Raw genomic sequence first — 14864 nt, 5'->3', positions numbered from 1 at the left:
CCCGATCTCTGGCTGGGCAGGACCACTTCGCCACACGCCAAGACCCGCACCATAGCTCTGAGCAGATCAACGGAATGGAAGCCCGGCCCGATCATAACGGTTAACGCTTCGATAACCGGTCGGGCAAACCATGGGCCCAAGCGGAAATCGTGCCCGCGCCGAGGCAGACCACCATATCGCCAGCGCGGGCTTGCTCGCGCACAAGGCGCTCAAGGTCATCCTCATGATGTAACGCGCGCGCATGGCGGTGGCCATGGCGGATTAATCCGGCCACCAAATCATCCCGGCTCGCGCCCTCGATCGGCTCTTCGCCTGCCGCAAATACCTCGGCAATTGCCACCACATCCGCCTCGTTGAAACAGGCGCAGAACTCTTCGAAAAGCGACGAAAGGCGGCTGTAGCGGTGCGGTTGATGCACCGCGATCACCCGCCCCTCGCAGGCTTGGCGCGCCGCTTTCAACACGGCGGCAATCTCCACCGGGTGATGGCCATAGTCGTCAATGATGGTCACCCCATCCACCTCGCCAACTTTGGTGAAGCGGCGGTTGACACCTTTGAACGCGGCCAGGGCATCGCGGATTTCGCTTTGTTTCATACCCAGATGCCGCGCGACGGCCACCGCGGCCAGGGCATTTGAGACGTTGTGATCACCCGGCATCGGCAGGGTACACCCCTCGATCACATGCCCTTCGGCCTGGAGCGCGATGTCGAACTGCGCTGCGCCTTTGGCATAGGTCAGATTGACCGCCCGCACGTCGGCCTGCGCATTGAACCCAAAGGTCAGGACCCGGCGATCGGTGATCTTTCCAACAAGCGTTTGCACATCCGGATCATCGGTGCAGCAGACCGCCAAGCCATAAAACGGAATGTTGGAGACGAAATCGAGAAAGCCCTGATGCAAGGCCTCTTCGGTGCCCCAATGCTCCATATGTTCGGGGTCGATATTGGTGACAATCGCGATGGTCGCGGGCAGCCGGTTGAAGGTGCCGTCGCTCTCATCGGCCTCGACCACCATCCATTCGCCCTGCCCCATCCGCGCGTTGGACCCATAGGCGTGGATGATCCCGCCATTGATCACCGTCGGATCGACACCACCAGCGTCAAGAAGTGTCGCAACCATGGTTGTGGTTGTGGTCTTTCCATGTGTGCCCGCGACGGCGATGTTGGATTTGATCCGCATCAGCTCGGCCAGCATCTCCGCCCGGCGGACAACCGGCAGGCCCATCGCGCGGGCCGCGTCGAGTTCGGCATTGCCCGGCTTGATCGCGCTGGAGATCACCACGACCTCGGCCTCTTCCAAGTTCTCCGCCTTCTGGCCGATGAAGATTTTCGCGCCCAACCCGCCCAAACGCTCCGTGATCTTCGAGGCTTTCAGATCCGAGCCCTGGACCTCATACCCGTGGTTCAGCAGAACCTCTGCAATACCCGACATCCCGATCCCGCCGATGCCCACGAAATGGATCGGTCCCAATTGGGTGGGAAGTTTGGTGGCGGCGTTCATGACTGACCTTTCTTTGCCAATTCTTCGACCAGAACCGCCAGCCTCTCGGTGGCGTCGGGAAGCCCGGTGCTAAGCGCGGCAAGCGACATCTGCAAGGCGGCATTTGGCTGGTTCAGAATGGCGGTGATGTGCTGGGCCAGGCTCTCCGGTGTAAACTGACTCTCGGGCATCAAAATCGCGGCATTGGCCTCAACCAAAGCTCGAGCATTGGCCGTCTGATGATCCGCGGCGGCCGCGGCGAAGGGCACCAGAATAGACGGGCGTCCGATGATCGAAATATCGGCCACCGAGGACGCGCCCGAGCGGCTGATGACCAGTTGCGCTTCGGAAAGCCGACGTGGGATATCGCGGAAAAATGGCTCGACCTCGGCATCGACCCCCATCTCGGCATAGGCCTGGGCCACACGCACCTGATCCTCCGGGCGCGCCTGTTGCGCCACACGGATATTGGCGCGAAACGGCTCAGGCAGAGCGGCAATCGCTTCCGGCACCACATCGGAGAGAATGCGCGCGCCCTGGCTTCCACCAATCACGACAACCGACATTGGATAGTCGCCCGGCGCGATATAGGCAGCCCCGGCGCGTTCCAACACCGCTGCGCGCACCGGATTGCCGGTGTGAACCGCGTTGGTGCCGTCGGGCAATTCGGTTGGCCAAGTCCCGCAAGCCACAACATCCACGCGTTTGGCGAAGACCTGATTGACCCGGCCCAAAACGCCATTTTGTTCGTGCAACATGCGCGGCCGCCCAGTGAGCAAAGCCGCCCCCATCGCCGGGATCGACGGATACCCACCGAACCCGACCACGACCGCGGGCTTCTCCCGCGCCATTCGCGCGGTCGCCGAGAGAATGCCCCCCAAAATCCGAAACGGAGTCACCAGCTTCGCCAAAAGCCCGCCCCTTGCGAATGTCGCCGACGAGACCTGTCGCACCTCCACCACATGTGGGAACCCACCGGTATAGCGCGCACCGCGCGCATCGGTCGACAACGTCACTTTCCACCCTCGGCGTAGCATCGCCTCGGCTAGAGCTTGCGCCGGGAACATGTGACCGCCGGTGCCGCCAGCCGCGATGATCAGATGTGGAGCGGTTGCAGTCATAGGCCTACCGATGCCGCGACAGAAGAATATCGCCGATTTCGCCTTGAGGACGGGTTCGGGTCAGGGCTAGAAGCATACCGATGGCAATACCCGTGGCGATCAGGCTGGATCCACCATAGCTCACAAAGGGCAAGGTCATGCCTTTGGCCGGCAGAAGCCGTACCGCGACCCCCATATTGATGATCGCTTGCAGGGCCAGAAGGCTCACCAGCCCGGCACCGGCGAGACGGATGAACGGATCCCGCTCCTTCATCAACCGGAAGAACCCACGCAGCGCGATGGCTCCAAAGAGGGCGATGATCACCAGAACCAGAACCAGCCCATATTCCTCCGCCGCCACGGCGATGATGAAATCCGTATGCGCATCCGGCAGGGTCCATTTCACGGCCCCCTCGCCCAGCCCCGCGCCGAAAAAGCCGCCTTCTCGGATTGCGTTCGTAGCATAGGCAAGCTGCGTGTTGGGGTCGAGCTCTGCCGAAAGGAACCCATCGATCCGACGCGCGAAATGTTCCGAGTTGGAGTAGGCCACCGTTCCGGCCACGGCCACCGCAGCCCCCACCAAACCCAAAAGCAGCATCGGCGCACCGGCCACAAAATAGATCACACACCAGGCAAACAGCACCAGCGCCGCTTGCCCGAAATCGGGCTGCATCGCCAAGAAGCCAACAATTGTCAGCGTCACAACCAGCGAGACCAGCTTGCCCGGCGGGCCGCCGACCTCTTGGCTGGCCGCCACCATCCAGGCGACGAAAATCACATAGACGGGTTTGAGGAATTCAGACGGCTGCACGCTGGCGAAACCAAGCGAATACCAGCGCACCGCGCCTTGCCCGTAATCCGTGCCAAAGGCCGGCAAGAGCGCCAAGGCCCCAAACGCCGCGAAAAACCCAAGAACTGCGAGGCGGCGGATTTGGATCGGCGTCAGCATGGACACCATCACCATCACCGTCAGAGCCAAGCCGCCAAAGGCCGCTTGCCGCAAAACATAGTGAAACGGATCATGGCCATTTCTCTCTGCCAAAGGTGGCGACGCCGCCAAGCCCAAGAGCAGACCAATGGCGAAAAGGGCCAAAATGCACCCAATGGTGACCCGGTCCACTGTCCGCCACCAGCGCGGCAGAATCGCCTCGCCCGATTGCACGATCACCGTGCCATGCGCCATTTCCGTCATGGGATACCGCCCGATACTGCCTCATTGTGCCCGGTTTTCCGGGTCTGCGCGGCAGCTTAGCGCGAAATCGTGCCCGGGGCCAGCAAAACAACAGCCATGGGCGGGGAGTGGCCGATCTCAGCTTGGCGGTTGCCAGAGCTCAATCTTGCGACCATCAGGGTCTAGAATCCAGCCGAATTGCCCGTATTCGAGATTTTCGCGCGGCTGCAACTCTTCCACACCCTCGGCTTTCGCGCGGGCCAGCATTCCGTCGAGATCATCAACCATCAAGTTCAGCATGAACGGCAGTGTCGACGGTTTGAAATAGTCGCTATCCGCCGCAAATGGCGCAAAAATCGTCCGCGCCCCTTCGGGAAACTGCTTTGCGCTCTCGCGATGCCCGAAATCGAACCCGCCATAATCGTTCGGCACCATCCCCAAGACACGCGCATACCAAGATTTCGTCGCATCCGGGTCCGCGCAATGCAAAAACACGCCGCCCACACCGATCACATCCGCCATATCGACCTCCCTGCCGAAAGATTTCTGAAACGGGTTTCAGGCAGAGACTAACACGGATTGTAAAACGACCCTATCCGGCCAGATGACGGGAGACGTGATCCATAAAATCCTGACCGCGCTGTTCGAAGTTGTCGTACTGGTCAAAACTCGCCGCGGCAGGGGCGAGCAAGACTGTCTCGCCCGGCGCGGCCTCTGCCGCAGCCCGATCCACCGCCGTCGCCATATCGGTGCAAATCTCATGAGGCACATCGCCCAGTTGCAAGGCAAAACCCTGCGCCTCGCGCCCTATGACATACGCCTTCACAACGGTTCCAAGCGCCGATTTCAGACCGTCCAGCCCGCCCTCTTTCTCCAACCCGCCGCAAATCCAGCGGATGCTTGGAAAGGCCGCAAGTGCCTTGGCCGCCGCATCCACATTGGTGGCTTTGCTGTCATTCACAAAAACAACGCCGTCTTTCTCACCGACAATCTGGCTCCGATGCGGTAGCCCGGCAAAGCTATGGAACGCGGCTTCGATAGCCTTCGGTGCGACGCCGAGCGCGCGCAAAGCGCCATAGGCACAGCACGCGTTCTGATGGTTATGCGCCCCTGGCAACCCCCGAATGCCGCGCAAATCGATGGAGGCCACCTGCCGCCCCTTTCGGGTTTCGCTGAGCCAGCCTTTGCGGGCCACGATATCCCATCCGGGACCAGACAGTTTCTGCGCCCCCGACACGCGGATCAAGCGCCCATCAGCCGGGCTTTCGACCAGTTGATTGGCCATATACTGGCCTTCGCGCTCATCCACACCGATCACCGCGCGATCCGGCCCGCCTTCGGCAAAAAGCCGACGTTTGGCGGCGAAATACCCGCCCATGCCGCCATGGCGATCCAAGTGATCGGGCGAGAGATTGGTGAACACCGCCACATCCGGGGTCAAGGCACGGGCCAGGTCGATTTGATAGCTCGACAACTCCAGCACGATCACCTCGCCATCGATGGGTGGTTCGATATCCAAGACACCCACGCCGATATTGCCCGCCAGTTGCGCCGGAATGTCGGCCTCTTCCAAGCAGTGGTGGATCAGCGCCGAGGTGGTCGATTTCCCGTTCGAGCCGGTGACTGCGATCACCCGGGGCGGGGTTGGGTGATCCATCCAGTCGCCGGAACCGAGAGAGCGGAAAAACAGCCCCACATCATTGTCGACCGGCACGCCCGCCGCCCAAGCCGCCGAAATGGCCGGGTGTGGGGCCGGATACAAATGAGGGATGCCCGGCGAAACGATCATCGTGGCCACCCCTTCCAAAGCGCCTGGCTTCGATGGGTCACGAAGCGAAAACCCCTCCGACTCGGCCAGATCGCGCGCGGCCGCGCCGTCATCCCAAACCAACGGCTCCGCGCGCCCCGCGCGCAAGGCCCGCGCGGCGGCCAAGCCAGACCGGCCCAACCCCAACACAGCCACTGTCGCGCCTTCAAACCCTTGAACCGGGATCATATCTGCCCCACCCCCAGCTTATTCTGATCTCTCGTCGTCGCGCCGAAGGCTGCCTTGCCGTTGCACATTCTACAAGCCCCAGAGATCGGATCACCCCGCCGACCACAAGCGCCAGTCAAATATTGCGTGGCCCGGAACGAGCCTCCTTTGGATTGCAGGCGCTTACCATGCAATTGGCGTCCGACGGCGGAAAAACCCGCCCGTCGGGCCATCTTCGGGCAATGTCGCCAGCCATATGGCGGTATCGGCGCCCTCTTCCGCGCTCAAACTCGCGCCCGCGCCGCCCATCCGGGTCCGCACCCATCCCGGGCACATCGCATTGATTTTCACACCTGTGGGCAAATCCCGCACCATTGCGAACGTGAGCGCATTCAGCGCCGCCTTCGCGACCCCATAGGCGCCCGGCCCGCCGAGACCTTCGTCAAAACTGCCCCAACCAGAGGAGATATTGACGATCCGCCCCCAGTTTTGCGCCCGCATATGTGGCGTACAGATCCGGATCATCTCATAGGGCGCGTGGAACATCACGTCGACAGAGGTATGAAACCCCTCCGGGTCGTCCATCATATTGGTCTCGATCAAGACACCGGCGTTGTTCACCAACACATCGACACCGCCGATCCCGGCCAAAACGGCGGCAAATGTGCTCGGGTCTTGCAGGTCCAGATGCACCGCCTCAACCCCAATCTCGCCCGCCACGGCTTGCCCTGCCGTCAGATCACGCACGCCAATCACCACGCGATACTCTTGATCCCGTAAGCCCACAGCAATCGCCCGCCCGATCCCGCGATTGCCGCCAGTCACCAAAGCGGTGGGGGTCGCCGGGCACGTCATCAGCGCAGCTTCAGGGTGGCCAGGCCGATCAACGCGAGGATCAGCGAGATGATCCAGAACCGGATCACCACCTGCGGCTCGGCCCAGCCCTTCTTCTCGAAATGGTGGTGGATCGGGGCCATCAAAAACACCCGTTTGCCGGTGGATCGGAAGTAGATCACCTGCACGATGACGGAGAGCGCCTCTGCCACAAACAACCCGCCGACAATCGCCAAAACAATCTCATGTTTGGTGGCCACCGCAATCGCGCCAAGCGCGCCGCCCAAAGCCAACGACCCGGTATCGCCCATGAAGACCGCCGCCGGGGGAGCGTTATACCAGAGGAACCCCAGGCCGCCACCGATTAGACCGGCCGTGAAGATCAACAACTCACCGGTACCTGGCACGTAATGCACATCGAGATAATCGGTGAAATCGACCCGGCCCACCGCATAGGCGATCACACCCAACGTGCCCGCCGCAATCATCACCGGCATAATCGCCAGCCCGTCCAACCCATCGGTCAGGTTCACCGAATTGGCGCTGCCCACAATCACGATCATCGCGAAGGGCACGAAGAGAAAGCCCAGATTGACCAACACATCCTTGAAGACCGGCACCGCCAGTTGAAACGCCAAACCATCAGGGTGGAGTTGCGTCGCGACATAGCCCGCGACGCCTGCGATCACCAAACCAATGCCAAAACGGATACGCCCCGGCACACCCTTGGTGTTGTTCCGGCTGACCTTCGCCCAATCATCGGCAAATCCGACCAGCCCGAAGGCCACGGTAACCAGCAAAACCAGCCAGACATAGGGGTTGTCGAGCCGCGCCCAGAGCAAGGTTGAGAGTGTCAAAGCGGCCAAAATCAGCAGTCCGCCCATGGTCGGCGTGCCGGATTTGGTCGCGATATGATGCGCCGGGCCATCCTCGCGGATCGGCTGCCCATTGGCGTATTTCCGACGCAACGCATTGATCAGCGGGCGCCCAAAGATGAACCCGAAAATCAGCGCCGTGAAAAAGGCCGCCCCGGCCCGAAAGGTGATATATCGGAAAAGATTGAAAAAATCGCCGCCGTCAGACAGCTCGCTTAGCCAAAACAACATATAGCGGTTTCCTTACGCTTTATCCGCAATCGCTTGCCCCAGTTTCCGTAGCGCGTCAACCGCGAGGGAGAGTTTCGTGCCCTTGGAACTTTTGATCAGCACGATATCGCCCGGCTGCAAAAGCCCCGGCAGGATATGCGCCATCTCTTGCGCCGTCTCGACATGCGGTCCGCGTTTGTCCGCGGGCAAGACCGCATCGAGGGCGGCCATCAATGGCCCGGTGGTGCAGACCAGATCAACCGCCGCCATGGAGGGCAAATCGGCCAGAGCCGCGTGCATCGCAGGCGCGTCTGGACCGAGTTCCAACATATCGCCCAAAACCGCGACCCTGCGCCCGCGCCCCTCTGGCGTGGCGACCGCCAAGACCTCCAAGCTGGCTTCCATCGCGGCGGGGCTGGCGTTGAACGCATCGTCGATCATCTCGACCGCGCGATCTTCGGCCAGATCCAACACGATCCGCTCGCGCTTGCCACGCCCGATCACCGCCTCCCAAGCGCCAAGCGCTAAGGCGGCACGGGTGACATCCGCGCCCACGGCGTCAACTGCCGCCAAGGCTGCAAGGGCATTGAGCGCCAGGTGCCGCCCCGGCGCGGTGAGTTTGAACAAGATCGGGGTGTCGTGCAGATCAGCTTGAACAACTGTTGCCGCGTCACTCAACGTGACCGTCTCCAAACGGACCGGCAGCCCCTCCCTCTCCCCGAAATGGACCAAGCGCGCAGCGGCGTCCTGCGTCGCGGATTCCAGAATTGGCGTGGTTTCCAAATCGGCATTGATCAAGGCCACACCGCCGGGCTCCAACCCCTCAAAAATGCTGGCCTTCTCCCGGGCGATGCCCTCGATGACGCCAAAAGCTTCCAGATGCACCGCCGCCACTGTGGTCACCATGGCCACATGCGGCCGGGCCATCCGGCTCAAAGGGGCAATCTCACCCGGCGCGTTCATCCCTATCTCGATCACCGCGAATTCGGTATCCGCTGGCATCCGCGCCAGCGTCAGCGGCACACCCCATTGGTTGTTGTAACTCGCTTCGGCCACGTGGGTGCGCCCTTGCGGCTCCAACGCCATGCGCAGCATGTCTTTCGTTGTGGTTTTCCCGACGGACCCGGTGATTGCGATCACCTGACCGTTCATCCGTCCCCGACCGGCCCGGCCCAGATCGGCCAGCGCCTCCAAAACATCCGGCACGATCAGAAGTGGCGCATCCTGGGCGACATCTGCGGGCCGATGGCTGACCAATGCCGCTGCCGCCCCGATTTCCAGCGCTTGGGCCACAAAGTCATGCCCATCCCGGATATCCGTCAGCGCCACGAACAAATCGCCGGGTGCAAGCATCCGCGTATCAATCGACACACCGCTCGCGGCCCAATCCCTGGTGACCTGTCCGCCCGTCGCGGCGGCGGCGTCGGCGGCAGTCCACAGCACGGTCATATCGCCCCCTCCAGCGCGGCCACGGCCACGCTCGCCTGTTCCACATCGTCAAACGGATACACCACATCGCCAATGGTCTGGCCGGTTTCATGCCCCTTGCCCGCGATCAACAACGCGTCGCCGGGTTGCAGCGCATCGACGCCGCGCAAAATCGCCTCGGCCCTGTCCCCCACATTGATCGCGTCGGGACAGCCTTCCATCACGGCAGCGCGGATCACGGCGGGGTCTTCGCTGCGCGGATTATCATCGGTGACAAAGAGCATATCCGCATTCTCCGCCGCCGCTTTACCCATCAAGGGGCGTTTGCCCCGGTCGCGATCTCCGCCCGCCCCAAAGACCACGATCAACCGGCCCAGCACATGCGGACGCAGCGCCTTGAGGGCGGTTTCGAGTGAATCCGGGGTATGAGAATAATCGACGAAAACGGGTGCACCAAAGCTGCGTCTCGCGGCCAGCTGCATCCGCCCCCGCACGCCTTCAAGCTGCGGTAGCACTGCAAAGACGGCTTGGGCCTCGGCCCCGCCTGCAATCGCCAGCCCGGCGGCGGTCAGCACATTCATCGCCTGGAACCCGCCGATCAAATCCAGCCGGGTCTGATAGTTCTGCCCCTGCCAGCGGAACAGCACATCTTGCCCCGCCTCATCCAACCGCCGTCCGGTGATTTTCAGCCGCGCGTCCTCGGCATATTGCCCAATGGTGATCGCCTCGATCTCCCGCTCGGCGCAGGCTTTGACCACATCCGCACCTCTTGGGTCGTCCAGATTGACCACAGCCGTGGCCTCTTCAGGCAAAAGCTCGGTGAAAAGCCGCAGCTTGGCTTGGAAATAGATCTCCATCGTGCCGTGATAATCCAGATGATCCTGGGTCAGATTGGTGAAGGCAGCGGCGGCCAAGCGCACGGCGTCCATCCGATGCTGATCGAGTCCATGCGAGGACGCTTCCATCGCCACATGCGTCACCCCCGCCTCGCCCATTTCGGCCAAGACTTTCTGCAAGGTCAGCGCATCTGGGGTTGTATGAATGCCCGGCGCGGCAAACGCCCCTTCGATGCCGGTTGTGCCGATATTGACGGCATCATGGTCCAAAGCGGCCCAAATCTGCCGGGTAAAGCTGGCGACCGAGGTTTTGCCGTTGGTCCCGGTCACCGCCACGATCGTTTCGGGCTGCGCCCCAAACCAGAGGGCGGCGGCATGAGCCAGCGCCGCGCGCGGCTCCTCAACCACAATCAGCGCGACATCGCCCAGATGATCCGCCGCAATCTCAGCGCCTGCCCGATCGGTCAGAACCGCCGCGGCCTGCATCCGCACGGCATATTGGATGAACTCCGCACCATGAACTTGAGTACCGGGCAAAGCCGCGAAAAGATGCCCCGGTTTGACCTCGCGGCTATCGAGGCTCACGCCCGTGACAGTCACATCCGCGCCCCTGGTGGGGGTTAGTCCAAGCGCCGATAGCGGTTTTGCCCTTGGCGCCATGGCCGATTCCCCCGAACTCTATTCTGAGGCGCTGGATAGCTGAAAGCCGTCCTGAGGTTCAATCTCTGGTCTCAATCCCAAAAGCGGCGCGACCCGGCGGATCACTTCGGCGGCAACGGGCACGGCCGTCCAACCGGCTGTCCGCCGCGCCTCGCCCAAAGCCACGATCTCCGGCTCATCTAGGGTCACGATCAGCACATAACGTGGGTCATGGGCCGGGAAAACGCTGGCAAACGTGGACAGAACCCGATCCTCATAATAGCCACCATTCGGGCGAGGCTTATCCGCCGATCCGGTTTTGCCGCCAACCGCATAGCCCTCGACATCGCCGAAACTGGCCGTGCCCTCGGTCACCACGTCGCGCAACATGCTGCGGATCTGCTCTGAGACCTCTTCGGACACGATCCGTTCGCCATTCTGCGGCCCGTCTTGGAGCAACAATGTCGGTCGGATCAACGTGCCACCGTTGGTGATTGATGCATAAGCTGCGGCGAGGTGGATCGGCGACGTGGAAAGGCCATGACCATAGGAGACGGTCATCGTCGTCAACTCGCCCCATCGCTGCGGCAGAAGCGGGCGGCCTGAAGGCGCCTCGATCATCTCGACCAAGGTTGGTTGGAAGAAGCCGAGCTGTTCTAAGAAACGTTGCTGCCGCTCCGCGCCCAGCATCTGCGCTATACGCGCGGTGCCGATATTCGAGGAATGGATCATCACTTCGGTGACCGAGAGGCGCGAGCCATAATTGCGGAAATCCGAGATCGAGAACCCGGCCATACGAAGCGGCCCGGCGGTATCGATGATCGTCTCCGGATTGACCATCCCCTCGTTCAGCGCCTGCGCGACGGTGAACATCTTGAAGACGGAGCCAAGCTCATAGACACCTTGCAGCGCGCGGTTGAACAGCGGGCTGTCGGCCTGTTCGCCTTCGGTCAGCGGTGCCGGGCGGGCATTTGGGTCGAAATCGGGCAACGACGCCATGGCGCGGATTTCGCCCGTATGCACATCCATCAACACGGCGGACGCGCCACGCGCGTTCATAATCACCATGCCGCCGGCCAGCACCTGTTCGACAGCAGCCTGCACTGTCAGGTCAATGGAGAGCTCCAACGGTGCGCCGTCACGCGCCGGATCGCGCAGCGCGTCGTCAAACCGCGCCTCAACTCCGGCGACGCCAATCACTTCCGCCGCGTTCACCGCCTCTTCCCCAAAACCTGCGCCACCCAAGATATGCGCGGCGACAGAGCCATTGGGATAGAGCCGCATCTCGCGTGGGCCGAAGAGCAACCCCGGCTCACCCAGATCATGCACCAATTGCTCCTGTTCCGGTGAGATATACCGGCGCAGCCAAATGAAGCGGCTGTCCGAGGTGAAGCGACGCAAAAGCGTTTCCTCATCCAGATCAGGGAAAATCTGAGCCAACCCACGCGCCGCTGTGGCAGGGTCGATGATCTCATGCGGATGCGCATAGAGCGAATTCGTCACCAGATTGGTCGCCAAGACCCGGCCTTGCCGGTCCACGATATCGGCCCGAGTGTTCAAGATCGCCGAACCAGACGTCGCAATGCGCGGCTCTTCCGGCTCACTCGCGGCAAGCGTCGACATGCGCAGGCCAACGGTGATGAAGGCCGCGAAGAAACACATCGCCAGGAGTAAGAGCCGCGTTTCCGCCCGCTGCCGCATCTTATCGCGCATCGCCTCATGACGCAGACGTAGGTTCTCGCGTTCAATCGCGTCCGGGTTCTCCCCATGTTCACGCGCACGGAGGATGCGGGTCAGAGGGCGCAACGGCGTGCGGAGCGTCATGGCAGCATCTCCGGGCTTGAGGCGCTATCGATCAGCGCCTCGTCGATCAATTGGTCAAGCAGGGTTGGATACACGACCTGATGCACATCGCCGAAATGCTCCGGCGTCATCGGCATCAAGCCGAGGCGCTCGAAGTTCAGATCCGCCAATTCGCGCAACCGGTCGGGGCGATTGAGATAGGCCCATTCGGCGCGCAGAACCGACAGGCGCTCACGTTCGACACCAATCTGCCGCTGCAACTGCTCGACCTCGCGGATCGAATGCTGGGTCAGGATGTTTTGGTGATACGCCCAATAGCCGAGCCCGATCACCGCCAATGCCGCCAGTAAACTCGCAAATCCCCGCATCTTACATCCCCTCCGCCAATTGCGGCAGGCCCAGGGTCTCGCGGCTGACCGGGGCCGCGGGGGCATCGGTGCGCTTAGCTACGCGCAGCTTTGCCGAGCGCGCCCTTGGGTTTGCGTCCAGTTCTTCGGAGTCCGGGGCGATCGCCCGGCGTGGGGTCAGTTCAAAACCTGGGGTCCGCGCGGCTTCTTCCGGCGCATAGCGCGACCCGCCACCGCCACTGCTGGCACGATCTTGCAAGAACCGCTTCACGATCCGGTCTTCGATCGAGTGAAAGCTCACAACCGCCAATTGACCACCCGGTTTGAGCGCGCGCTCGGCGGCTTGCAGGCCTTCGGCCAATTGACCCAATTCATCATTCACCGCGATCCGGATCGCCTGGAAACTCCGGGTCGCCGGATGGCTCTGTCCGGGCTTGGCACGCGGCAGGTTTTTCTCAACGATGGCAGCAAGTTCTGCCGTCCGCGTGATCCGGCGTTCCGCGCGGGCCGCGACAACCGACCGGGCAATCCGACGCGCCGCCCGCTCTTCACCATAATGATAGAGAATGTCGGCCAAAAGCGCCTCAGGGGCCTCATTCACCAGGTCTTCGGCCGAAAGCCCCGCCTGCCCCATCCGCATGTCCAGCGGCCCATCATTGCGGAACGAAAACCCGCGCTCGGCTTGATCAAGCTGCATTGAGGAGACGCCCAGATCCAACACGACCCCGTCCAGCTCTGGATACCCAGCCGTCCGCGCATGTTCATCCAAATCGCCAAACTCGCCCGCGACCAACACCAAGCGATCTCCGAAAGTGCTGGCCCAATCGCTGGCCATCTCAAATGCTGAAGGGTCGCGATCCACGCCAATCACGGTTTCGGCCCCCGCTTCAAGCAAGCCACGGGCGTAACCACCAGCGCCGAAGGTTCCATCCAGCCAAACGCCGCCCACCGGCGCGACCGCGTGCAGAAGCGGCGCCAACAAAACAGGAATATGCGGAGACGCGGGCAGGCGGTTGGGCCGCTCGGCCATGATCACGCACCTCCGTCATCCGGGCGCCCTGTCCCGGCCTTTCCCGCAAGCGAAAGCGGATCGAAGAACTCATTGCCCTGCCCCAGTGCCGCCAACATGGTCTCGATATCCTCCTCCGCGGCGGCGCCATCTTCGGGGTTGAGGATATGGAATTTGTCGCCCTTGCCCTGGAACAACGCCTCAGGGCCAAGCGCGATTTTGTCCCGCGCCGCAGGCGGCAAGACCAGACGACCCGTGTCATCCACGCTCGTCTCGTCACATTTTGAGTAATAGAGATGCTCAAGCGCCGCGCGCAGCGGCGTGCCGCGCTGCTCCGCCTGGATCAGCGCGTCGATCTCATCGAACGCGTCACCTGACAGACATTCAAGAAACTTGGCGCTTGGATTGCCATAAGCAATGTAAAGACGCGGCGCGCCACCGGGTGCGTAATGCTTGTCGGAGTTTTGCAGGACGCGACGAAACTTGACCGGGATCGAGACCCGGCCCTTTCCATCGACTTTGTTCAGGCTTTCACCCTGAAACCTGCGTTCCACTGTCCCGCGTCCTTTTTCAACGCCTCACCTTCGCCGTCCGAAACGGACAACGGCGGATCGAGCAAGCTGCCACTGCCCAATCCGCCGCCCTCGTCCCATTTCTGGGTGTCCGACTGCGCAGGCCACCTGGGGGGATGTCTGCTCGCTTGCGCGCCGGATCTCTTTGTTCAGCATGTGAGAGTGCCTGTATAAAACCTGCCGTTTTTTATTTTTGATCCAGACCTCGTTGGGTCCGGTACGTTCTCAACTGCTGTGCAAGATTTGTGACACGGAAGTTTTTCCCAATCAATCCCTTTTTATGGGAAATTTCTCCATTCACTGGACTCAACAACCTAATAGACACAACAGATGGCGGCCCAAATGCCCCCCCACAACCCCATAGGTTGTACCCATGAAGCGCAGGGAGCCTACATATAGGCGCGGCTACTCATCACCCGATTATGGGAAAAAACCCCAGCCTGACGGCATGTTTTGGCGATTTTTGGATGGATTGAGGCCTCGAAAGCCCGAATCACCCCTTCGACCTCACGGAAAACGGTGTCGATCCGCTGTTTTGCGCGGCTTGCCAAATCACCGTGGCAACGCGGCGGGCCGAGGGGGCCC

13 protein-coding genes are annotated in these 14864 nt (G+C 61.8%); all 13 read right to left on the bottom strand.

Features of this window, described 5'->3' with window-relative positions; translation table 11 throughout:
- Positions 1 to 100: 100 nt before the first annotated feature.
- Positions 101 to 1501: a UDP-N-acetylmuramate--L-alanine ligase gene (murC, locus tag GTF44_RS05885; RefSeq protein WP_171558216.1), complete on the bottom strand. Its 1401-nt coding sequence runs from the start codon at positions 1499 to 1501 to the stop codon at positions 101 to 103.
- A complete protein-coding gene (gene murG, locus GTF44_RS05880; protein WP_171558215.1) occupies positions 1498 to 2601 on the bottom strand; it encodes an undecaprenyldiphospho-muramoylpentapeptide beta-N-acetylglucosaminyltransferase in 1104 nt (367 codons plus the stop codon). Before murG ends, murC begins: the two co-directional genes overlap by 4 nt.
- Before the next feature lie 4 nt (positions 2602 to 2605).
- Positions 2606 to 3772 carry a putative peptidoglycan glycosyltransferase FtsW gene (locus GTF44_RS05875; RefSeq protein WP_171558213.1) on the bottom strand — a complete coding sequence of 389 codons (1167 nt, stop codon included), beginning with the start codon at positions 3770 to 3772 and terminating at the stop codon, positions 2606 to 2608.
- 117 nt (positions 3773 to 3889) lie between these two features.
- Positions 3890 to 4273 (bottom strand): VOC family protein, encoded by a 384-nt coding sequence (locus tag GTF44_RS05870; RefSeq protein WP_171558212.1) that lies wholly within the window; start codon positions 4271 to 4273, stop codon positions 3890 to 3892.
- Positions 4274 to 4343: 70 nt separating this feature from the next.
- Positions 4344 to 5747, bottom strand: a complete 1404-nt coding sequence (gene murD / locus GTF44_RS05865; protein WP_171558210.1) for a UDP-N-acetylmuramoyl-L-alanine--D-glutamate ligase — start codon at positions 5745 to 5747, stop codon at positions 4344 to 4346.
- A gap of 162 nt (positions 5748 to 5909) precedes the next feature.
- A complete protein-coding gene (locus tag GTF44_RS05860) occupies positions 5910 to 6581 on the bottom strand; it encodes an SDR family NAD(P)-dependent oxidoreductase (protein ID WP_171558208.1) in 672 nt (223 codons plus the stop codon).
- On the bottom strand, positions 6581 to 7666 hold the full coding sequence (mraY, locus tag GTF44_RS05855; RefSeq protein WP_145210563.1) for a phospho-N-acetylmuramoyl-pentapeptide-transferase: 1086 nt from the start codon (positions 7664 to 7666) through the stop codon (positions 6581 to 6583). The genes GTF44_RS05860 and mraY overlap by 1 nt, the downstream gene beginning before the upstream one ends.
- A gap of 12 nt (positions 7667 to 7678) precedes the next feature.
- Complete coding sequence (gene murF / locus GTF44_RS05850) at positions 7679 to 9094, bottom strand: UDP-N-acetylmuramoyl-tripeptide--D-alanyl-D-alanine ligase (RefSeq protein WP_171558207.1); 1416 nt, start codon at positions 9092 to 9094, stop codon at positions 7679 to 7681.
- Positions 9091 to 10569 carry a UDP-N-acetylmuramoyl-L-alanyl-D-glutamate--2,6-diaminopimelate ligase gene (locus GTF44_RS05845; RefSeq protein ID WP_171558205.1) on the bottom strand — a complete coding sequence of 493 codons (1479 nt, stop codon included), beginning with the start codon at positions 10567 to 10569 and terminating at the stop codon, positions 9091 to 9093. Before GTF44_RS05845 ends, murF begins: the two co-directional genes overlap by 4 nt.
- Positions 10570 to 10587: 18 nt before the next feature.
- On the bottom strand, positions 10588 to 12372 hold the full coding sequence (locus GTF44_RS05840; RefSeq protein ID WP_171558203.1) for a penicillin-binding protein 2: 1785 nt from the start codon (positions 12370 to 12372) through the stop codon (positions 10588 to 10590).
- Positions 12369 to 12719 (bottom strand): cell division protein FtsL, encoded by a 351-nt coding sequence (locus tag GTF44_RS05835; protein WP_171558202.1) that lies wholly within the window; start codon positions 12717 to 12719, stop codon positions 12369 to 12371. The genes GTF44_RS05840 and GTF44_RS05835 overlap by 4 nt, the downstream gene beginning before the upstream one ends.
- A gap of 1 nt (position 12720) precedes the next feature.
- Positions 12721 to 13728, bottom strand: a complete 1008-nt coding sequence (rsmH, locus tag GTF44_RS05830) for a 16S rRNA (cytosine(1402)-N(4))-methyltransferase RsmH (RefSeq protein WP_171558200.1) — start codon at positions 13726 to 13728, stop codon at positions 12721 to 12723.
- 2 nt (positions 13729 to 13730) lie between these two features.
- On the bottom strand, positions 13731 to 14261 hold the full coding sequence (locus GTF44_RS05825) for a division/cell wall cluster transcriptional repressor MraZ (protein WP_216364870.1): 531 nt from the start codon (positions 14259 to 14261) through the stop codon (positions 13731 to 13733).
- Positions 14262 to 14864 lie beyond the last annotated feature (603 nt).

Source organism: Roseobacter sp. HKCCD6576-2 (assembly GCF_013179285.1).
In the GTDB taxonomy this organism is placed as follows: domain Bacteria; phylum Pseudomonadota; class Alphaproteobacteria; order Rhodobacterales; family Rhodobacteraceae; genus Rhodophyticola; species Rhodophyticola oceani.
Note: the sequence above shows the minus strand (reverse complement) of the source record. Positions and strands in the feature narration are given on the sequence as shown.

Bases quoted from the DNA above. Each gene is read 5' to 3' on its own strand.
- GTF44_RS05870 (WP_171558212.1), bottom strand. From the start codon at position 4,273: ATGGCGGATGTGATCGGTGTGGGCGGCGTGTTTTTGCATTGCGCGGAC.
- murD (WP_171558210.1), bottom strand. From the start codon at position 5,747: ATGATCCCGGTTCAAGGGTTTGAAGGCGCGACAGTGGCTGTGTTGGGG.
- murF (WP_171558207.1), bottom strand. From the start codon at position 9,094: ATGACCGTGCTGTGGACTGCCGCCGACGCCGCCGCCGCGACGGGCGGA.
- murC (WP_171558216.1), bottom strand. From the start codon at position 1,501: ATGAACGCCGCCACCAAACTTCCCACCCAATTGGGACCGATCCATTTC.
- GTF44_RS05840 (WP_171558203.1), bottom strand. From the start codon at position 12,372: ATGACGCTCCGCACGCCGTTGCGCCCTCTGACCCGCATCCTCCGTGCG.
- GTF44_RS05875 (WP_171558213.1), bottom strand. From the start codon at position 3,772: ATGACGGAAATGGCGCATGGCACGGTGATCGTGCAATCGGGCGAGGCG.
- rsmH (WP_171558200.1), bottom strand. From the start codon at position 13,728: ATGGCCGAGCGGCCCAACCGCCTGCCCGCGTCTCCGCATATTCCTGTT.
- GTF44_RS05835 (WP_171558202.1), bottom strand. From the start codon at position 12,719: ATGCGGGGATTTGCGAGTTTACTGGCGGCATTGGCGGTGATCGGGCTC.
- mraY (WP_145210563.1), bottom strand. From the start codon at position 7,666: ATGTTGTTTTGGCTAAGCGAGCTGTCTGACGGCGGCGATTTTTTCAAT.
- murG (WP_171558215.1), bottom strand. From the start codon at position 2,601: ATGACTGCAACCGCTCCACATCTGATCATCGCGGCTGGCGGCACCGGC.
- GTF44_RS05860 (WP_171558208.1), bottom strand. From the start codon at position 6,581: ATGACGTGCCCGGCGACCCCCACCGCTTTGGTGACTGGCGGCAATCGC.
- GTF44_RS05845 (WP_171558205.1), bottom strand. From the start codon at position 10,569: ATGGCGCCAAGGGCAAAACCGCTATCGGCGCTTGGACTAACCCCCACC.